The sequence below is a fragment of the Mycobacterium paraffinicum genome, assembly GCF_001907675.1.
GTDB classification, from domain to species: domain Bacteria; phylum Actinomycetota; class Actinomycetes; order Mycobacteriales; family Mycobacteriaceae; genus Mycobacterium; species Mycobacterium paraffinicum_A.
Genome location: NZ_MPNT01000038.1, coordinates 14,020 through 34,232 on the forward strand (window position 1 = coordinate 14,020; position 20,213 = coordinate 34,232).

The window sequence follows — 20,213 nt, forward strand, 5'->3', positions numbered from 1 at the left end:
CGGCGCTGAATGGACCCCGGCTCTCTTCGCGCGTTCCGCGCTCATCGACCGGGGTCAGGCTGAATGGACCCCGGCTCTCTTCGCGCGTTCCGCGCTCATCGACCGGGGTCAGCGCTTGGGCAGCAACCGGGTCACGACACGCTGCACGCGACCCATGACGGGCCCACCCAAAAGCCGCTCGGGTTGCGAACCGGTCAGCCGCACCACCAGGTCCATGGCCTTGACGTCCGGTCCGACCAACACTCGGGCCCTGCCCTTGCGCACGCCCGCCAAGATGACCTGCGCCGCCCGCTGCGGCGTGGTCTTGGCTTGTTGCTCCTCGAACAGTTCCGCCAGGCCGTCCTGGTCGAGGCCCTCGGCGAAGATCGCGTTGCGGGCGAACCCCGTCTTCACGCCGCCCGGGTGCACGGTCGTCACCCGCACCGGGTGACCCGCCTGCACCATCTCCTGTCGCAGCGCCTCCGTGAAGCCGCGGACCGCGAATTTCGCCGACACGTACGCCGCCTGCCCCGGCGCCGCGAACAGGCCGAGCGCGCTGGAGATGTTGATCAGGTGGCCGTCGCCGGAGGCGATCAGGTGCGGGAGGAACGCCTTGGTGCCATTCACGACGCCCCAGTAGTCGATGTCCATCACCCGCTCGATGTCCTTGAACCGGCTGTCCTCGATGGACCCGACGAACGTGATGCCCGCGTTGTTGTACAGCTGGTTGACCTGGCCGAAGTGCTCGCGTACCGCGTCGGCGTAGGTGAGGAAGGCCTCGCGCTCGGTCACGTCGAGGCGATCGGCCTTCACGGGTGCGCCTATGCCCTTCAGTTGGTCCTCGGTCTGCGCCAGCCCTTCGGTGTTCACGTCGCTGATCGCGAGTTTGGCACCCGCGCGGCCCAGTTCCACGGCCAGCGCCTGGCCGATACCCGAACCCGCGCCCGTGACGACCGCGACCTTGCCGGCGAACTCATGCATGCGGTGCTCCCTTGTGGCGGCGTAACCGCGTCGAGGCTATCCGGTGCGGTGATCCACCGCTATGGAACCCATCACTGCTTGGGCATGAACCGGCCCATGACGGGGCCGAACAGCTGCTGGTATCCGGAGCCCAGCACGCGAACCAAGGCATCCAGCACCTTGGCGTCCGTGCCGACCAGCACCCTGGCCCTCTTCTTGCGGACGGCCTCGAGGATGATCTGGGCGGCCCGTTCCGGGCTGGTCTTGGCGAGCCGTTTGTCGAACACCTTGGCCAGCTGGGCCTGGTCGAGGCCCTCGGCGGCGGTGGCGTTGCGGGCGATCGCCGTCTTGATGCCGCCTGGGTGCACCGTGGTAACCGCCACCGGGCGACCCGTTGCCGCCATTTCCTGGCGCAGCGCCTCGGTGAACCCCCGAACGGCGAACTTGGCCGAGTTGTAGGCGGCCTGCCCGGGCACCGCGAAGAGCCCGAAGACGCTGGAGACGTTGATGACGTGGCCGTCGCCGGAGGCGATAAGGTGCGGCAGGAACGCCTTGGTGCCGTTCACGACGCCCCAGAAGTCGACGTCCATTACGCGCTCGATGTCCTTGAACTGGCTGACTTCGACGTCGCCGGTGAAGGCGATGCCGGCGTTGTTGTAGATCTGGTTCACCTTGCCGAAGTGCTCGCGGACCGCGTCGGCGTACGCCAGGAAGGCCTCGCGCTCGGTGACGTCGAGCCGGTCGGCTTTGACCTCGGCTCCGATTGCCTTCAACCGTGCCTCGGTCTCGGCTAGGCCCTCGAGGTCGACGTCACTGATCGCGACCTTGGCGCCGGAGCGGGCCAACTCGACGGCCAGCGCCTGCCCGATACCGGATCCCGCGCCCGTCACCACTGCGACCTTGCCGGCGAACCCCTGCATGAGCACCCTTCCTAGTACGGCCCGATTGCGTCGAGGCTAGCCGGTACCGTCGGTCCCCGGTACACGTGGGTGGGCACCCGCGGGGCTCAGCCTCGACTGCCCAGCTCCTAACTCGCGCCGTTCCGGCGCTCGCCGTCGCCGGGCTCAGCGGAAGGCTGTGTCGAGGATCTCCTGCTGCTCGACCGCGTGCACCTTCGACGACCCCGACGACGGCGCCGACATCGCGCGGCGCGAGATGCGCTTGAGACCGGCCAACTTGTCGGGCAGCAGCTCCGGCAGCTCCAGGCCGAACCGCGGCCACGCGCCCTGGTTGGCCGGCTCCTCCTGCACCCAGAAGAACTCCCTGGCGCCGGGGTAGCGGTCCAGCGTCTCGCTGAGCCGGCGCCTGGGCACCGGGGCGAGCTGCTCGATCCGCACGATCGCGACGTCGTCGCGATTGTCCTTGGCCTTGCGCGCCACCAGCTCGTAGTAGAGCTTCCCGCTGGTCAGCAGGATCCTGGTGACCTTGCCGCGGTCGCCGATGCCGTCTTCGTACGTCGGCTCCTCAAGCACCGAGCGGAACTTGATCTCGGTGAAGTCCCTGACGTCGCTGACGGCGGCCTTGTTGCGCAGCATCGACTTCGGCGTGAAGACGATCAGCGGCCGCTGCACGCCGTCGAGGGCGTGCCGCCGCAGCAGGTGGAAATAGTTGGACGGCGTCGACGGCATCGCGATCGTCATCGATCCCTCGGCCCACAGCTGCAGGAAGCGTTCGATGCGGCCGGAGGTGTGGTCGGGTCCCTGGCCCTCGTGGCCGTGCGGCAGCAGCAGCACCACGTTGGACAGCTGGCCCCACTTGGCCTCGCCGGAGCTGACGAACTCGTCGATGATCGACTGCGCGCCGTTGACGAAGTCGCCGAACTGCGCCTCCCACAACACCAAGGCGTCCGGGTTGCCCACGGTGTAGCCGTACTCGAAGCCGACGGCGGCGTACTCGGACAGCGGTGAGTCGTAGACCAGGAATTTGCCGCCGGTGGGTGTCCCATCGGGGTTCGTCGCCAGCAGTTGCAAAGGGGTGAATTCCTCGCCGGTGTTGCGGTCGATGATCACCGAATGCCGCTGGGAGAAGGTCCCGCGCCGCGTGTCCTGACCCGACAGCCGGACCAGCTTGCCCTCGGCCACCAGCGAACCCAGCGCCAGCAGCTCGCCGAACGCCCAGTCGATCTTGCCCTCGTAGGCCATCTCCCGGCGCTTTTCCAGCACCGGCTGCACGCGCGGGTGCGCGCTGAAGCCTTCGGGCAGGGCGAGGAAGGCATCCCCGATGCGGGACAGCAGCGCCTTGTCGACCGCGGTGGACAGCCCCGCAGCGACGATCTGGTGTGACTCCACCGACTCGCTCGGGGCCGCTCCGTGCTTCTCCAGCTCACGGACCTCGTTGAACACGCGCTCCAGCTGGCCCTGGTAGTCGCGCAGCGCGTCCTCGGCCTCTTTCATCGAAATGTCGCCGCGGCCGATCAGCGCTTCGGTGTAGCTCTTGCGGACGCCGCGCTTGATGTCGACGACGTCGTACATGGCGGGGTTGGTCATCGACGGGTCGTCACCTTCGTTGTGCCCGCGCTTGCGGTAGCACAGCATGTCGATGACGACGTCCTTCTTGAACTTCTGGCGGAAGTCCACCGCCAGCTGCGCCACCCACACACACGCCTCCGGGTCGTCGCCGTTGACGTGGAAGATCGGCGCCCCGATCATCTTGGCGACGTCGGTGCAGTACTCGCTGGACCGCGAATACTCCGGCGCAGTGGTAAAGCCGATCTGGTTGTTGACGATGATGTGGATGGTGCCGCCGACCCGGTAACCGGGCAGGTTCGCCAAGTTCAGCGTCTCGGCGACCACGCCCTGGCCGGCGAAGGCGGCATCGCCGTGCAGCATCATCGGCACCACCGAGAAGGCCTTCTCGTCGCCGTCGTCGTGGGCGCCGTGGTTCAGCAGGTCCTGCTTGGCCCGGACCAGACCCTCCAGCACCGGGTCGACGGCTTCCAGGTGCGACGGGTTGGCGGTCAACGAGACCGCAATGTCGTTGTCGCCGAACATCTGTAGGTACACGCCGGTGGCACCGAGGTGGTACTTGACGTCACCGGAGCCGTGGGCCTGCGACGGGTTGAGGTTGCCTTCGAACTCGCTGAAGATCTGCGAGTACGGCTTGCCGACGATGTTGGCCAGCACGTTGAGCCGCCCGCGGTGTGGCATGCCGATGACCACCTCGTCGAGCCCGTGCTCGGCGCATTGATCGATCGCGGCGTCCATCATCGGGATCACGCTCTCCGCGCCCTCCAGCGAAAAGCGTTTCTGCCCAACATATTTCGTCTGCAAGAACGTCTCGAACGCCTCGGCGGCATTCAGCTTGCTCAGGATGAACTTCTGTTCGGCCACCGTCGGTTTGACGTGCTTGGTCTCGACGCGTTGCTGCAGCCATTCCTGTTGTTCGGGGTCCAGGATGTGGGTGTACTCCACGCCGATGTGGCGGCAATACGCGTCGCGCAGCAGGCCCAGGATGTCGCGCAGCTTCTTGTACTCGCTACCCGCGAACCCGTTGACCTTGAACACCCGGTCGAGGTCCCACAGCGTCAGGCCGTGGTTGAGGATTTCCAGGTCGGGGTGGCTGCGGAACCGGCTGCCGTCCAACCGCAGCGGGTCGATGTCGGCCATCAGGTGCCCGCGGTTGCGGTACGCCGCGATCAGCTCCATCACCCGGGCGTTCTTGTCGACGATCGAGTCTGGGTTGTCGGTGCTCCAGCGGATCGGCAGATACGGGATGCTCAACTCGCGGAAGATGTCGTCCCAGAAATCGTCCGAGAGCAGCATCTCGTGGATGCTGCGCAGGAAGTCGCCGGATTCGGCGCCCTGGATGATGCGGTGGTCGTAGGTGGAGGTCAGCGTGATCAGCTTGCCGATCCCCAGCTCGGCGATGCGCTCTTCGCTGGCGCCCTGGAACTCGGCGGGGTACTCCATGGCGCCGACGCCGATGATCGCCCCCTGGCCGGCCATCAGCCGCGGCACCGAGTGCACGGTGCCGATGGTGCCGGGGTTGGTCAGCGAAATCGTCACGCCGGCAAAGTCTTCGGCGGTCAGCTTGCCGTCGCGAGCCCGCCGGACGATGTCCTCGTAGGCGGTGACGAACTGCGCGAACCGCATGGTCTCGCAGCCCTTGATGCCGGCCACCACCAGGGAGCGCTTCCCGTCCTTGCCCTGCAGGTCGATGGCGAGGCCGAGGTTGGTGTGCGCCGGGGTGACCGCGGTGGGTTTGCCGTCGAACTCGGCGTAATGCCGGTTCATGTTGGGGAACTGCTTGATCGCCTGCACCAGCGCGTAGCCGAGCAGGTGGGTGAAGGAGATCTTGCCGCCGCGGGTGCGCTTGAGCTGGTTGTTGATGACGATCCGGTTGTCGATGAGCAGCTTGGCCGGAACGGCGCGGACGCTGGTGGCGGTCGGCACATCCAGCGAGGCGGACATGTTCTTGACGACGGCGGCCGCGGCGCCGCGCAGCGTCTGCAGCTCGTCGCCCTCGGCCGGCGGGGGAGTCGGGGCCTTCGCTTTCGCGGGTACGGGTGCGGGGGCGCCGTTGCCGGAGCTAGCCGCGGGCTTGGTGGGCGCGGCGGTCTGGGTCGCCGGCGGCGCCGGCGTTGCCTGCGGGGCGCTCGCGGCGGCCTGGCCGTCGCCGGTGGTCGCGGCGCTCGAGGGGGACTCGCCGGTCGGCTCGGGGTTGTAGTCGACGAGGAACTCGTGCCAGCTCGGATCGACCGAGGAGGGGTCGTCGCGGAACTTGCGGTACATCTCCTCGACCAGCCATTCGTTTTGCCCGAATGGCGAACTTATGTTGCTCACGACCGCTGTTCGCCTCAATTCCTCTGTCCCGCAAGCGCTTTTAGCAGCTGGTGCGCGGCGCCTGCACGTTTGTCGACCCCGGAGTGTGGAGCACGTCACACCAGTGGCGATGCTCAACGTTTCCGCCCTATAAAGGCTAACCTTTCGCCGGCAATTCGCCAGGGAGACGGGGGTAGGAGGGGAGGGCGGTTCGCTAGCCGGCTTCGTGGAAGGGCGGCACTAGGTGCAGCGCCCGCGGCCAGCGCACCGGTGGGGTACCGAACGCGTTGTTGGCATTGCGGACGATCTTCCTTGCGGCGAAATAGTTGCCGACGGCACCGACCACAATCCCGATGCCCACCGGCAGCAGCTTGCCGAACACCAAAGCGCCGCGGCGCAGCGTGTATCGCTTGAGCCACGACTTGAGCAACCGGGAGTTCAGCCGCGACATCGACGACAGCGGCACCGCGGCCACGCTCTCGGAAATCCAGCCGCCGTTGGTGCGGGCCGGGCCGAACAGCTGGGTGACCGCTTCTTTGCTGTTGTCGCCGACCAGCACGGACAGCACCAGGGCGCGGCGCCGTTCCCGGTGGTCGGCGGGAATGTCGTACACCACCGCGACGGCAAGCACGAAAAACGCGGTGGCTTCCAGGAACGTCACCGTCTCGGCCGCCGCGGCGGACAGCGCGCTCAGCGTGCCGATGCCCGGGATGGTCGCCGCCGCGCCCACCGCCATGCCGCTGGCCGTCACCATGCCCACGTAGCGTTTCTGTAGCTTGGCCAGGATGTCGCCGGGGCTGCTGTTCGGGTGCGCGTTGCGCAACCGGGATACGTAAGCCTCGGCGGCCGGGCCCTGGATCCGCGAGCTTCGCTCTATGACCTGGGCCAATGCCCGCGCGGACGCCTTGGGCCGGCCGTTGGTGGGCGTCGGCGGCCCATCCGCTTGCGACATGTTAAAAATCCGGTTCGAAGACCGCTTCCGTCGGGCCCGCATTTTGCCTCTCCTGAAATGGCGTCCTACCAGGCTAACGTGCCCGCTGCGGAACACCGCCCGAACACGAAAGCTTGACGGTGGTGTACCCCGGATCGGATCCGTGGCTGCCGCCAATCGCCGCAGCGGCAATAATGCAGGCTGGATGTCCGTGATGGTCCGGGTCCGATAGCTCAGAAGGCCCGTGCAGGCACGCATCGCCGGAAGCTGAAACGAGGTGGGGAGATGGCCACGGAGACGCCTCCGTCGGCCGGGGGAACCCGGCGCGCGGCGCCGAATCCACCCCGCCCCACGCGCCGGAATTTCCTCGTCCAGAACTCGCCGCAATCGCAGAAGCCCTGGAACGCGCTCTGGGCGATGATGATCGGCTTCTTCATGATCATGGTCGACTCGACGATCGTCGCCATCGCGAACCCGACGATCATGACCAACTTGCACATCGGCTACGACACGGTGATTTGGGTGACCAGCGCATACCTGCTGGGTTATGCGGTCGTCCTGCTGGTGGCCGGGCGGCTTGGCGACCGATTCGGCCCCAAGAACATGTACCTGATCGGGCTGGTGGTGTTCACCGTCGCCTCGGTGTGGTGCGGGCTGTCGGGCAGCGCCGCCATGCTGATCGCCGCCCGGGTCGTCCAAGGGGTGGGCGCCGGGGTCCTCACGCCACAGACCTTGTCCACCATCACCCGGATTTTCCCGCCGGAGCGCCGGGGCGTCGCGGTGAGCCTGTGGGGCGCCACCGCCGGTGTCGCCAGCCTGGTCGGCCCGCTGGCCGGCGGCGTGCTGGTCGACGGGCTGGGCTGGCAGTGGATCTTCTTCGTCAACGTGCCCATCGGCGTGCTGGGACTGGCCCTGGCGTACTGGCTGGTCCCGGTGCTGCCCACCCAGTCGCACCGGTTCGACGTGGTGGGAGTCGCTCTGTCCGGCGCGGGCATGTTCCTGGTCGTGTTCGGCCTGCAGCAGGGTCAGGCCGCGCACTGGGAACCGTGGATCTGGGCGATGATCGTCGCCGGCATCGGGTTCATGACGGTGTTCGTGTTCTGGCAGTCGATGAACACCGACGAGCCGCTGATCCCCCTGGTGATCTTCGGCGACCGCGACTTCGGACTGTGCAACGTCGGCGTGGCCATCATCTCGTTCGCCGCGACGGCGATGATGCTGCCGCTGACGTTCTACGCGCAGGCCGTCTGCGGCCTCTCGCCGACGCGCTCGGCCCTGCTGATCGCGCCGATGGCGATCGCCAACGGTGTGTTCGCGCCGTTCGTCGGCAGGATGGTCGACCGATACCATCCGCGGCCGGTTCTCGGCTTCGGCTTCTCGATGCTGGCGATCGCGCTGACCTGGCTCACGTTCGAGATGTCGCCGGCGACACCGATCTGGCGGCTGGTGTTGCCGTTCTTCGCGACGGGCGTCGGGATGGCGTTCGTGTGGTCGCCGCTGACCGCCACCGCAACGCGCAACCTGCCGCCGAGCCTGGCCGGCGCGGGCTCGGCCGTGTACAACTCGGTCCGCCAACTCGGCGCGGTGCTGGGCAGCGCCGGCATGGCCGCCTTCATGACTTCGCGGATCGGCGCCGAGATGCCGGCCCAGCCGTCCCCCGGCGCCGGCGGCGAGGAGGCCGCCACCCTGCAACTGCCCGCGTTTCTGCGCGACCCGTTCGCGGCCGCCATGTCGCAGTCGGTCCTGTTGCCCGCGTTCGTCGCGCTGTTCGGGATCGTGGCCGCGCTGTTCCTGGTCGGCTTCGCGCCGTCTGCCATGAGCGGTCACCCCGAGGCGGGCGACGCGGTCGACGACGACTACGACGACGACGAGTACGTCGAGCTCATCCTGCTCCGTGCACCCGAGGCGGCCTCCGTCCCGGCCGGCCGGGTCACCCGCCCGCGCCCGTCGCCGGCCGACGCGCAACCAATCGGGTTCGCGCACAACGGCTCTCATGTGGACGCGCGCCAGCGTTTCCGTCCGGTCAGCGAGCGATCGGCGCGGCCCTACCCGTCCGCCCCCCGCAATCGGCTGGCGCCGCCGCAACGGCAGCAGAACGGCGCGCCGCTGGCTCAGCGCCCCGGCCGTGATCCCGACGACGAGCCCACCGGTTACGGCCGCCACTCCTCCGGCAACTAGGTGATCGCCGGGGCGGTCTGCGTCAGCGCCAGGAACGCGCCCAAGTCGATCAGGCCCGCGGGCGTGCCGGGCAGGTACTCGGTCAGCAATTCCGAGCGCACGACGACGGCCGCGTACTGGGCGCGGCTGATGGCGACGTTGAGCCGGTTCCTGTTGAGCAGGAACGAGATTCCGCGTGGCACCGTGTCCGCGGTGGAGGCAGTCATGGAGATGAACACCACGGGCGCCTGCCCGCCCTGGAACTTGTCGACGGTGCCGACCCGGATTCCGTCGAGCCCGGCAACGGTCAACCGCCGGCGCAGCAGCGTCACCTGGGCGTTGTACGGCGCCAGCACCAACACATCGGAGGCGGTCAGTGGTCGGGTACCTCGCTCGTCGGTCCAGGCCGTGCCGAGCAGGCGTTCGATCTCGTCGGCGATCGCGTCGGCCTCCTGCGGGCTATCGGTCGAATTGCCTTGGTGCTCAACCGTGATCGTCCGCACTCCCGGCGGGTATCCGGCAAGGCGTCGCTCGGCGGTGCACTCGTGCGAGTGCAGCCTGCCCTCGTAGGACAGCGCGGACACCGCGGCGCAGATCGCCGGATGCATGCGGTAGGAGCGGTCCAGGAAATATCCGCGCTCGTCGGGCAGGGTGCTCCAGCCGTCGACCAGCCAGTCGAGCGCGGACGTGTCGACGGGGTCGGGATGGGTGCCTTGGCTGACCTGCGGCAGCTGCCGGGGATCGCCGAGCAGCAACAGGTTGGCCGCGGCCGGCGCCACGGCAATGGTGTTGGCCAGACAGAATTGGCCGGCCTCGTCGATCACCAGCAGGTCGAGGCCGCCCGGCGGCACCCGATTGGCGTTCGCGAAATCCCATGCGGTGCCGCCCAGTACGCAGCCGGGGGTGTCGGCGATGAACGCGGCGTAAGCGCTGCTGTCGATCTCCTGCCAGCGCGGGGCGCGGTGGTCGTTGCGTTTCTTCGCCACTCGCTGCGGGTCCAGCCCGGCGTCGAGCACACAGTCCAGCAGGTTCTCCACCGTGGCATGCGATTGCGCCACCACGCCGATCCGCCAGCCATGGTCGGTGGCCAGGCGCCCGACCACGCGCCCGGCGGTGTGCGTCTTCCCGGTGCCGGGCGGCCCGTGCACGGCCAAATACGACGAGTCCAGGTCGAGCAGGGCCGCCGTGATATCGGCGACGGTGTCGGCGCCGCGGGGCAGTGCGGAGCCGCTGCGGGTGCGCGGTGCGCGGCGCAGCAGGATGTCGAGGGCGGCGCTGCGGGGTAGCCGCGGCAAGCCGGCGGCCACGGCGGTGGCCGTGGACTCGATCGAGTCCCGCAGCGCGGTCGTCGGAATCGGCGGGCCGGGGGTCAGCGCGAACGGGAGTTGGTGAAAGGGCTTGCCGTCGTTGCCCACTCGTTCCACGATGGTGACTTCGGTGGGCAGCGCCGGATCGTCGGCGGCGATCACCGTGGCGCGCCCGGCCGCGCGCCGGTCGGGATCGTCGGACATGCCCGGCGGGGCGGGCGGGTCATAGAGGGTGAAGACGTCGGTCATCAGCTCACCGCGTGCGAGTTCGCCGCGCAGTCGCACCCGTCGCTGCGGCTTGCGGGCGCGCGGCGGCGTGTTCCAGCCCGCGGTGACCGACGCATCTTCCGCGACGAACACGTCGGTGTTGTCCGCCCATTCCTCCACGGGGAAGTTCAACCGATCGAAGTGGGCCCACCAGAACGGCTTGTCCTCGCGCCGGTGGTAGCCGCGCGCCGCGGCCAGCAGCGCCACCGCGGTCTGCTCGGGCGTGCGCTCGCTCGCGGCGGCGTCGCCGGCGAACGTTGAGAGGGTCACCGCCAGCCGGTCGCGGTCGTCGACGGTGTTGCCGCCCCGCACGGGCTGTGCGCCGATCGGCACGACGCCGGATTCATAGGCGCGCAACATCAACCAGTTACGCAGTTCCTGGGTCGAGCGGCAGTCGTAGTGGTTGTAGTCCTCGATCTCCTTGAGCACGGAGGCGGCGTCGTCGCCGCGTCCGTCGGCCCGCAGCTCGCAGTACCGGGCGTAGGAGGTGATCGAGCCGGTGGCGGTGGTGACGTCGCCGGAGCGTAGCTGCGCCCCCATGTAGAGCGGCTCCAGCGCCTTCAGGCTGAACGACTCCGCGCCCACTCGAATGCTCTTGCGTACCAAGGGGTAAAGGTCGACCAAGGTTCCGCTGCGCAGCAGCTCGTCAACCTGGTCCTCGCCGACCCCGTAGCGGCCGGCGAGCCGCAGCAACGCGGTCTTCTCGTACGGCGCGTAGTGGTAGATGTGCATGTGCGGCCGGCGCTTGCGGCGCTTGGCCACCATCGCGAGGAAATCCGTCAGGGCCTTGCGTTCCTCCACCCGGTTATGCGCCCAGATCGGCCGAAACGCACCGGCGGGCCCGGCCTCCAGGACACCGAAGAGGTATTCCAGGCCCCACTCCTTGCCGTCGACGGTCCACAGCGGATCGCCCTCGAAGTCGAAGAACAGGTCGCCCGGGTCCGGTTCGGGGAGCAGCGTCAAGGGCTGCGGGTCGACGATCTCGAACCGCGGTGTGCCGGTCTCGCGCTGGCGGACTTGAAGTCTCGCCTGGGCGGTCAACTTGCCGACCGCGACCGGCGCCAGGTCCGGCACCGGGCCGGCGTGCTGGGCCAGCCCGGTCACCGTGGTGATGCCGGCGCCGATCAGCTTGTCCCGCTGGCCCACTCGCATGCCGGCGACCAGGAGCAGATCGTCGGTGGCACGCAGCTGCTCGGTGCACAGCGGACAACGCAAACACGCGCCCACGCCCTCGTCGTCCCAGCGAACGGCGGCGCCGCCGGCGTGGTGCGTGTCGAGGAGCAGCTGCAACCGCGCCCGCTGGGAGCGGTAGACCGGAATCAGGTCGTGGATCCGATAACGCGCGACGGTTTCGTCGCCCAGGTGCAGTTCGGCCTCGGGCGCCACCGGGAGGCCCGAGGCGGCCAGCGCGTCGGCGTAGGCCGCCAGCTGCAAGAGCGCGGTGACGTTGGCCGAACGGGCCAGCTTGGTGTCGATGACCCGGTACTGCTCGCCGTCGCGCACCAGAAAGTCGGCGAAACCGACGAAACGGCCGTCGAACATGGCGGCCTGATAGACCACGGGCGCGCCGGTGGCGACGGCGCGCCGAGTCGCCTCTGCCGCCGCCGCGAGGCCGGCGGGCGTGTAGGCCGGGCGGCCGATGACCGCGACGCCATCGCCGAACTCGCCGCGCAGCCGGTCCAGTTCGCGCCGCTCGTGTTCGGTCCCGAGGGCGGCGGTCCGGGCGAGCAGGTCGTCCTCGACCGTGGCGGCCGGTGCCCAGCCGAGCCTGGCGTCGAAATCCCGCAACAACGCGTACTCGCAGCGGGCGGCGGCGGCGAGATCCGAGGCGCTGTACACGATGCTGTCGCCGGTGACGAACACAGCAGCAACTCTAGGTGAGGGGACCGACGAGAACTCGGCTCCGCCTAGTGTCCCGGGGCGTTACCGATCAGCTCGACGCCGTTGCCGTTCCAGTGGAACCGCACATCGGTGGTCAAGCCGTTGATGCCGCTGGGATAGGTCAGCGCGACCGTGTCGCCGGTGGTCTGCGCCGCGTCGACGCCGCTGAACCCGTAGGTGTCGGGCACCCCTTGCGGGATGAACTGCCCGAGATGGAACAGCACCGCCCGGGTGGAGGGATTGACGGCGTTGGTGTTGGCCTTGATGATCACCGCCGACAGCTGCGCGCACTGGTTGTAGTTGCCGGCCAGCGGCTCCGGGTTCCAGGGTTGCTGGCTGCGCGGGTCGCGCGGCAACTCGGAGACCACCTTGGCGATGGTGGGTGAGGCGAGGTTGACCGCGCACGGGTCGGCCGGCGGGGCGTTGCCGCCGGGCGGCGCGGCGGCGCCGGACGGCTGGGCAGGGGCGGTGATGGACGGGGTCTCGCTCGTCGTCGTGGCCTGCGGCGTCTTGGCGACGGTGGAGTCTCCCGAACCACAGCCGGCCAACGTCATGGCAATCAGCGCGACAGCGGCCGAGCCGGTCAGTGGCTCGGTACGGCGGGGTAGCGACCACACATCGGGCACCGTACCGTCACCGCGCGCGCGGGTGTGACAGGCATGGCCGGGCCGGGCGCGGCTGTGCTCATGATCACGAGCCGCAGCGCTCAGGTCTGGCGATCTGGCCGCGGCGACGGGGCTCGATGGTGGTGACCCGCAGCGCTCGCTCCGCCGAGCTCGCGGCCACCACTAGACTCCATGGACGATGACCCTCCCGGACAGCTCGCCCGAGGCTGCCTCTACGACGTTTGCCGACCTGCAGATCCATCCCTCCGTCTTGCGGGCGATCGCCGACGTCGGCTACGAGTCACCCACCGGCATCCAGGCCGCGACGATTCCGGCGCTGATGGCGGGCTCGGACGTCGTCGGGCTGGCGCAGACGGGCACCGGCAAGACGGCGGCGTTCGCCATCCCGATCCTGTCCCGGATCGACGTCACCAGCACCGCGACCCAGGCGCTGGTGCTGGCCCCCACCCGGGAGTTGGCGTTGCAGGTGGCCGAGGCGTTCAGCCGCTACGGAGCCCATCTGCCGAAGATCAACGTGCTGCCGATCTACGGCGGATCCTCCTACACCGTGCAACTGGCCGGGCTTAGACGCGGCGCCCAGGTGGTGGTCGGGACGCCCGGCCGGGTCATCGACCATCTCGAGCGCGGGACGCTGGACCTGTCGCGGGTCGACTATCTGGTGCTCGACGAGGCCGACGAGATGCTCACCATGGGTTTCGCCGAAGACGTCGAGCGGATCCTCTCGGAAACCCCCGAGTACAAGCAGGTCGCCCTCTTCTCGGCCACCATGCCGCCGGCGATCCGCAAGCTCACCACCAAGTACCTGCACGACCCGCTCGAGGTCAGCACCAAAGCGAAAACCGCGACCGCGGAGAATATTTCGCAGCGCTACATCCAGGTCGCCGGCCCGCGCAAGATGGACGCGCTGACCCGGGTCCTGGAAGTCGAGCCGTTCGAGGCGATGATCGTCTTCGTGCGCACCAAGCAGGCCACCGAGGAGGTCGCCGAAAAGCTAAGGGCCCGAGGGTTTTCCGCGGCCGCCATCAACGGCGACATTCCGCAGGGCCAGCGCGAGCGGACCGTCGCCGCGCTGAAGGACGGCGGCATCGACATCCTGGTGGCCACCGACGTAGCCGCCCGCGGGCTCGACGTGGAGCGCATCTCGCACGTGCTCAACTACGACATCCCCCACGACACCGAGTCCTACGTGCACCGCATCGGACGCACCGGCCGGGCCGGGCGGTCGGGGACCGCCTTGCTTTTCGTGTCGCCCCGGGAGCGCCACCTGCTCAAGGCGATCGAAAAGGCAACTCGGCAAACCCTGACCGAGTCCGAGCTGCCCACCGTCGAGGACGTCAATGCCCAGCGGGTGGCGAAGTTCGCCGACTCCATCACCGACGCGCTGGGCCGTCCGGGCATCGATCTGTTCCGCAAGCTGGTCGAGGACTACGAACGCGAGCATGACGTCCCGCTGGCCGACATAGCGGCGGCGCTGGCGCTGCAGGCCCGCGACGGCGAGGAGTTCCTGATGGCGCCCGAGCCGCCACGCGAGCGGCGCGAGCGGCACACCGAACGCCGCGAGCGTCCCGAAAGATCCAGGCAGGACCGGACGTTCGCCACCTATCGGATCGCGGTGGGCAAGCGGCACAAGATCGGCCCGGGCGCGATCGTCGGCGCCATCGCCAACGAGGGCGGTCTGCATCGCAGCGATTTCGGCCACATCGCCATCGGCCCCGACTTCTCGCTGGTGGAGCTGCCGGCCAAGCTGCCCAAGTCGACGCTGAAAAAACTTGAACACACCCGAATTTCGGGGGTGCTGATCAACCTTCAGCCCGACCGGTCGGCGTCCAAGCCCCGCAGCCGCGACGGTCAGAAGCCCCGCAGGAAACACCCGGGATGACCCTGTCGGAGGAACAAGACGCCCAGGGCGGACTCGAACAGACCGCCCATGTCGACCGGGTGGCGTCGCTGACCGGAATTCGCGCCGTGGCGGCCCTGCTCGTCGTCGGCACCCATGCGGCCTACACCACCGGCAAGTACACCCACGGCTACTGGGGGCTGGTCGGTTCCCGGCTGGAGATCGGCGTGCCGATCTTCTTCGTGTTGTCGGGCTTCCTGCTGTTCCGCCCGTGGCTGAAAGCCGCTGCCACCGGCGGCCCACCACCGTCGCTGAGTCGCTATGCGTGGCACCGGGTTCGGCGCATCATGCCCGCCTACGTCGTCACCGTGCTGTTCGCCTACGTGCTGTACCACTTCCGCGAGGCGGGACCCAACCCCGGGCACACGTGGCTCGGACTGGTGCGCAACCTGACGCTGACGCAGATCTACTGCAACGGCTATCTCGGCAAGTACCTGCATCAGGGGCTGACCCAGATGTGGAGCCTCGCGGTGGAAGCGTCGTTCTATGTGCTGCTCCCGCTGCTGGCGTACGTGCTGTTGGTGCTCGTCTGCCGCCGGCGCTGGCAGCCGAGACTGCTGTTGGCGGCGCTGATCGGGCTGACGTTGATCAGCCCCGGCTGGCTCGTGCTCGTGCACACCGATCACTGGTTTCCCGACGGCGCGCGGCTGTGGCTGCCGACGTACCTGGCCTGGTTCCTCGCCGGAATGTTGCTGGCGGTCCTGCAGGCGATGGGGGTGCGCGGGTACGCGTTCGTGGCGATACCGCTGGCGGTCGTCTGTTATTTCATCGTGTCCACTCCGATCGCGGGCGCGCCCACCACGTCGCCGGCGACGTTGAGCGAGGCGTTGTTCAAGACCTGCTTCTACGCCGTGATCGCCGCGCTCGCGGTGGCGCCACTGGCGCTGGGCGACCGGGGTTGGTACTGGCGGCTGCTGGCGACGCGGCCGATGGTGTGGCTGGGGGAGATCTCCTACGAGATCTTCCTGATCCACCTGATCACCATGGAGTTCGCCATGGTCTACATCGTGCGCGCGCACGTCTACACCGGCTCGATGCTGAACCTGTTCCTCGCGACGATGGTCGTGACGATTCCGCCGGCCTGGCTGCTGCACCGCTTCACCCGCGTGCCTACCTGAGCGGACGCGGCGTCTAGCCCCGGACGGAGACCGGCGTGACGATCGGGACGACGAACTCCTCGATCATTGCCTTCTCGTCGGCCTCGTCGCGACCGGGGAACTGCAGCAGCGACGCGATCACCCGCACCACCCAGCGCGCCCGGCGCTCGACGATGGCGGGGTCTTCGGGCCCCAGCGAGCCGACGAACGCGGCGGCCAACGCGGTGATCACCTCGGACTGCCCGGCCACCTCGGCGCCGATCGGCGGCCGGCTGACCGCGAACCACGAGGCCAACGCCCGGCTGCCGCGAACCATCCGCAGCGTGGCGGTGATGCTGGCGACCAGCCGCTCCCGGGGGTCGTCGATGCCGACGATCTGCTCCTTGATCGCGCGGCTGAGCCGACGGCTCTCGCGGTGCACGTAGGCGGTCCGCAGCGCCTCCCGGCTCTCGAAGTATCGGTACAGCGTGGCGCGGGAACACCCTGCGGCCCTGGCGATTTCGTTCATGCCGACCGACGCCTGATCGCGCTCGGTGTAGAGCTGCTCGGCCGCGTCGAGGATCCGGTCCGCGGCGGCTTCGCTGCGGTGCGCGCTCAGCCAGTCGTTCGGCATCAGGGCGTCACCCGGATCGGTACAGACAGCGGACGCCGCACATAACTGCCGCCCGACCAGACGATCGCGGACTCGTCCACCTCGAAATCCGGGCAGCGGGTGAGCAGTTCGGTCAGGGCGACCCGCGATTGCATCCGCGCCGCCGCTGCGCCCAGGCAATGGTGTGCGCCGTGGCTGAAGGTCAGGATGTTGCGCGGGCAGCGGGTGACGTCGAGCTCGCCCGCGTCGGGGCCGTACTGCCGCTCGTCCCGATTGGCCGACCCATACAACAGGAAAACCTTGCGGCCGGCCGGGATCGTGGTGTCGCCGATCGTCACGTCGCGGGTGGTCGTGCGGGCCAGCCCCTGCACGGGCGAGGTGAGCCGCAGCAGCTCCTCCACCGCGTCCGGGATCAGGCCCGGATCCTCGACGAGAAGCCGTCGCTGGTCGGGCCGTTGATGCAGCAAAGGCATTGAGCCGCCCAGCATTCCGGTGGTGGTGTCATTGCCGCCCGTGACCATGGTGAACGTGAAGGCCAGCACGGACAACGTGCCGGCGATGTCGCCGTTGGCGCCGACGCCGGCGGCCACCAGGTGCGAGATGGTGTCGTCCTCGGGCTCGCTGCGGCGGCGCTCGATCAGCTCGGTGAAGTAGCCCATCATGGACCCGACCGCGTCGCCCACGGTTTCCAGCGCCCCGGCCACCCCGCCTTCCGCGGTGTTGGCCGCCACGATGACATCCGTCCACCAGTCGAATTGCGCCCGATCCGCTTCGGGGACACCCAGGTAGTGGGCGACCACCATCGACGGCAGTGGTTTGAACAGCTCGGTGACGATGTCGCCACCGCCGTCCGCGCGCAGCCGCTCGATGCGCTCGACGACGAACTCACGCACCTTGGGCTCCACCGCCTCAACCTGGCGTGGCGTGAAGCCGCGCGACACCAGTTTGCGAAATTCGGTGTGTACCGGCGGATCCTGCATCACGAACGGTGGATTGTCTTGCAGCCCGATCATTTCCAGGTCGCCATAATTGACCGTCAGACCCTGCGCGGAGGAGAAGGTCTCGTGGTCGCGCGCCGCGGCCCACACGTCGGCGTGCCGGGACAGCACGTAGTAGTCATGCTCGGGCCGGTTGGCCGGGACGACGTGGTGCACCGGATCGTGGTCGCGAAGCGCTCGGTACATCGGCCAGGGATCCGCCCAGGTGTCCGCAGTGGCCAACTCGAACGTGACGGGTGCGTCGTGAGACATAACCGCAGCCATGTCTCATTCGTACGACAACATACCGAAAATGTCAACAGGGTTGGTGAGGTGAAACCACACCACACTGAGCGTGAAAAGCACGGCACGGGCTGCCGCAACCGGCCTATCGTTGGCCGTCCCGCGCATCGCGTGGATTCACGGTCTAGTCATGACCATGCGGGCCGAAACGCCCGCGCCGGTGCACTACTGGACCGACTGGTCAATCCCCAACGTGGGCTCGGTAAGCATCCGCATCCAGCAGTTCGCCGAGGCGCGCCTCAACCGACCCCGCGTCGGCGCGTAGCTCGAGCAGCCAACCCTCTCCGTAGGGATCAGAGTTGACAAGGCTTGGGTTCTCCCTCAAGTCACTATTGACCGCAACGACCTTCGCGGTGATCGGGGCATAGAGGTCGGACACCGACTTCGTGGACTCCACCTCGCCGAAGGACTCGCCCGCCGTCACATCGGAACCGGCATCGGGCAGCTGGACGAACACGACATCACCGAGTGCGGACTGCGCATAGTCGGTGATGCCGATGCGTACGGTGTCATCGCCGGTGCGCTGCACCCACTCATGCTCTTCGGTGTAGCTCAAATCAGCTGGGAATGCGCTCATCGCCCTCCTTGGCTCCATGGTTGCGCAAGCTTTCGGTTCCTGATCCGTCTGTTCCGCACCACGGCTCACCCACCCCGGTAGCGGGGGGCGAATACGGGTAGTGCCTCGACCGGTCCCCGTCGTCCCAGGCCTGGCGCAGGCCCGGCGCTAACGGATCCCAATCGGGGCGAATTTCGCGAGTCACCTCACGAAGATCGCGCCGCAAGTCCTCAAAAGACGGCCGGCCCCAAAACCAGTAGCCGTTATAGATGCTATGGATTACCAAGCCGGGCTTCAGCACGAAGGTATGGGGAACCATCGGATCGTGATGCGGATCCGTGTACTCCTGGATCTGCAGGTCCTTCTGGACCTTGCGGCCGGCGTCGGAGAGGAAAGTCCATTGCGCCCCGACGGATGCGCGAAACTCTGCGGTTTCCACGATGTTGTCGGTTGAAATCGTCACGATCGCGGTGTACGCAACCGCGATCTTGGAGTAGTTGACGGACAACTCGAGGTGCTGCTGGTGATCCTTCGGGCAGAAGTGTCCGCGCGACAGCAACAGGACCATGGGGTCGATTCCTTGCAGTTCGCTCAGCCGTCTCCTGACTTTGGCGTGATCGGTCAGCTCGTAATCCGGGAACACCGCGCCCGGAACAATGTCGTCTCGCAAGACGCTCTCCTTCGATTCTTTCGTGCAACCAGGCGGACCAGGATCGGCGTCATTGCGTTATCAGCGGGACTCAATTTCATGGCGTGTCAACGGTTTTATATTCACGAGTTTCCGGCCGGGCTATGTTCGGCACGCCGGCGACTTCCCAGTCTTTGACCGTTGCGACAGGCCCGAACACATCGGCGGGCACATCAGGCGACAGAGGTTGGCCGGTTAGCACGCGGCGCGGCCAGTCCCGGTTGGCCAGCGCGGGTTTGGCCAGGGCGACGACATCGGCGGTGCCGGAGTCGATGATCGTGGCGGCGTCGCGGGGGTCATCGAGGTGGCCGTTGGCAATGATCGATAGGCCGCTGTACTGCTTGGCAAGCTCAGCCAGCGTCCTGGCAGTGTTATCGAAAGCTGGTGCCAGGGACCGGTATTCGGTGGTGTGGATGTAGTCGATGCCGGTGTCGGCCAGCGCGGTGAATATCGTGGCCGCGTCCTCCTCTCCGCCGGCCCACCGATGATGGTTGTCCGAAACCTTTCCCTGGGAGATGCGGATACCCACAGCCATGTCCGCCCCGACCGCAGCTACGACATCGGCGCAGACCTCGGTGGCCAAGCGAATTCGGTTGGTGACGCTACCCCCGTAGGCATCAGTGCGCGTATTCATGTAGTCGGTGAGGAATTCGTCGAGCAAATATCCGTTGGCGCCATGAATCTCCACACCGTCGAATCCCGCGTCGCGTGCCAACCGGGCCGCGTTGACAAACGCGGCGCGGACCTGGCCGATCTGCTCAGTGGTCATCTCTTCGGGAATCCGGAAGCCGCCCGATCCGCGGTACATGGACAGCTGCTCGCCTTTGGGGCGCACTGCCGAGGGACCCCAGGTTGTGGTGGTGTAAGAGTTGCCTTGGGACTGGCTTCCGGCATGCATCAATTGGGCGAAGAACCTCGCACCGGACGCATGGACGCCCTCGACGACCCGTTTCCACGCCGCGGCCTGAGCGGGATTCGTGATGCCGGGCTGGAAAAAGTAGCCCTGGCTGGTCTGGTCATCGATATAAAGACCTTCGGTGATCAACAGCCCAAAGCCACCGTCAGCGAAAACCCGGTAATAGGCGCCGATCCGATCGGTGGGAACACCTTCGGCTGTTGCGCTTACCCTGGTCATCGGCGCCAGGGCGATGCGGTTGGTCAGGTCGACTTCCCCGATGGTTGTGGACTCGAAAAGGGATTCGTAGCGTGCACTTTGCTGGTCGGGCATGGACTTA

At 67.8% G+C, this 20,213-nt stretch carries 14 protein-coding genes; 3 read left to right on the top strand and 11 right to left on the bottom strand.

Annotated features, from left to right (window positions below; translation table 11 throughout):
* Nucleotides 1–108: 108 nt before the first annotated feature.
* The 4 genes from BRW65_RS26615 to BRW65_RS26630 all read right to left on the bottom strand — a co-directional run bounded on the left by BRW65_RS26615 (nt 109) and on the right by BRW65_RS26630 (nt 6,693).
* Nucleotides 109–960, bottom strand: coding sequence for an SDR family NAD(P)-dependent oxidoreductase (locus tag BRW65_RS26615; protein WP_073879808.1), 852 nt, complete (start codon nt 958–960; stop codon nt 109–111).
* A 71-nt stretch (nt 961–1,031) separates the two neighbouring features.
* Nucleotides 1,032–1,859: an SDR family NAD(P)-dependent oxidoreductase gene (locus tag BRW65_RS26620; protein ID WP_073879810.1), complete on the bottom strand. Its 828-nt coding sequence runs from the start codon at nt 1,857–1,859 to the stop codon at nt 1,032–1,034.
* Between the two features lie 144 nt (nt 1,860–2,003).
* Complete coding sequence (locus BRW65_RS26625; protein WP_073879812.1) at nt 2,004–5,720, bottom strand: multifunctional oxoglutarate decarboxylase/oxoglutarate dehydrogenase thiamine pyrophosphate-binding subunit/dihydrolipoyllysine-residue succinyltransferase subunit; 3,717 nt, start codon at nt 5,718–5,720, stop codon at nt 2,004–2,006.
* 193 nt (nt 5,721–5,913) lie between these two features.
* Nucleotides 5,914–6,693: a hypothetical protein gene (locus tag BRW65_RS26630; RefSeq protein WP_208611933.1), complete on the bottom strand. Its 780-nt coding sequence runs from the start codon at nt 6,691–6,693 to the stop codon at nt 5,914–5,916.
* 222 nt (nt 6,694–6,915) lie between these two features.
* On the opposite strand from BRW65_RS26630, the gene BRW65_RS26635 reads away from it, so the two are divergent.
* On the top strand, nt 6,916–8,808 hold the full coding sequence (locus BRW65_RS26635; RefSeq protein WP_073879816.1) for an MFS transporter: 1,893 nt from the start codon (nt 6,916–6,918) through the stop codon (nt 8,806–8,808).
* On the opposite strand, the gene BRW65_RS26640 is transcribed toward BRW65_RS26635, so the two are convergent.
* On the bottom strand, nt 8,805–12,224 hold the full coding sequence (locus BRW65_RS26640; RefSeq protein WP_073879818.1) for a TM0106 family RecB-like putative nuclease: 3,420 nt from the start codon (nt 12,222–12,224) through the stop codon (nt 8,805–8,807). The two genes, BRW65_RS26635 and BRW65_RS26640, sit on opposite strands and share 4 nt — an antisense overlap.
* Before the next feature lie 44 nt (nt 12,225–12,268).
* A complete protein-coding gene (locus tag BRW65_RS26645; protein WP_073879820.1) occupies nt 12,269–12,868 on the bottom strand; it encodes an LppP/LprE family lipoprotein in 600 nt (199 codons plus the stop codon).
* 178 nt (nt 12,869–13,046) lie between these two features.
* On the opposite strand from BRW65_RS26645, the gene BRW65_RS26650 reads away from it, so the two are divergent.
* The gene (locus BRW65_RS26650) at nt 13,047–14,747 is read left to right on the top strand and encodes a DEAD/DEAH box helicase (protein ID WP_073879822.1); all 1,701 of its coding nucleotides are present in this window, start codon (nt 13,047–13,049) and stop codon (nt 14,745–14,747) included.
* Entirely contained in the window at nt 14,744–15,883 is a 1,140-nt protein-coding gene (locus BRW65_RS26655; RefSeq protein WP_073879824.1) for an acyltransferase family protein, read from the top strand. The genes BRW65_RS26650 and BRW65_RS26655 overlap by 4 nt, the downstream gene beginning before the upstream one ends.
* Before the next feature lie 13 nt (nt 15,884–15,896).
* Here BRW65_RS26655 and BRW65_RS26660 read toward each other — a convergent pair whose 3' ends face one another.
* From BRW65_RS26660 to BRW65_RS26680, 5 genes are all read right to left on the bottom strand, one after another.
* Entirely contained in the window at nt 15,897–16,475 is a 579-nt protein-coding gene (locus BRW65_RS26660; protein ID WP_073879826.1) for a TetR/AcrR family transcriptional regulator, read from the bottom strand.
* The gene (locus BRW65_RS26665) at nt 16,475–17,716 is read right to left on the bottom strand and encodes a cytochrome P450 (RefSeq protein ID WP_167374098.1); all 1,242 of its coding nucleotides are present in this window, start codon (nt 17,714–17,716) and stop codon (nt 16,475–16,477) included. Before BRW65_RS26665 ends, BRW65_RS26660 begins: the two co-directional genes overlap by 1 nt.
* A 199-nt stretch (nt 17,717–17,915) precedes the next feature.
* The gene (gcvH, locus tag BRW65_RS26670) at nt 17,916–18,311 is read right to left on the bottom strand and encodes a glycine cleavage system protein GcvH (protein ID WP_073879836.1); all 396 of its coding nucleotides are present in this window, start codon (nt 18,309–18,311) and stop codon (nt 17,916–17,918) included.
* On the bottom strand, nt 18,292–18,960 hold the full coding sequence (locus BRW65_RS26675; protein WP_244168220.1) for a redoxin domain-containing protein: 669 nt from the start codon (nt 18,958–18,960) through the stop codon (nt 18,292–18,294). Before BRW65_RS26675 ends, gcvH begins: the two co-directional genes overlap by 20 nt.
* Before the next feature lie 76 nt (nt 18,961–19,036).
* A complete protein-coding gene (locus BRW65_RS26680; protein ID WP_073879838.1) occupies nt 19,037–20,206 on the bottom strand; it encodes an NADH:flavin oxidoreductase in 1,170 nt (389 codons plus the stop codon).
* Nucleotides 20,207–20,213: the final 7 nt, after the last annotated feature.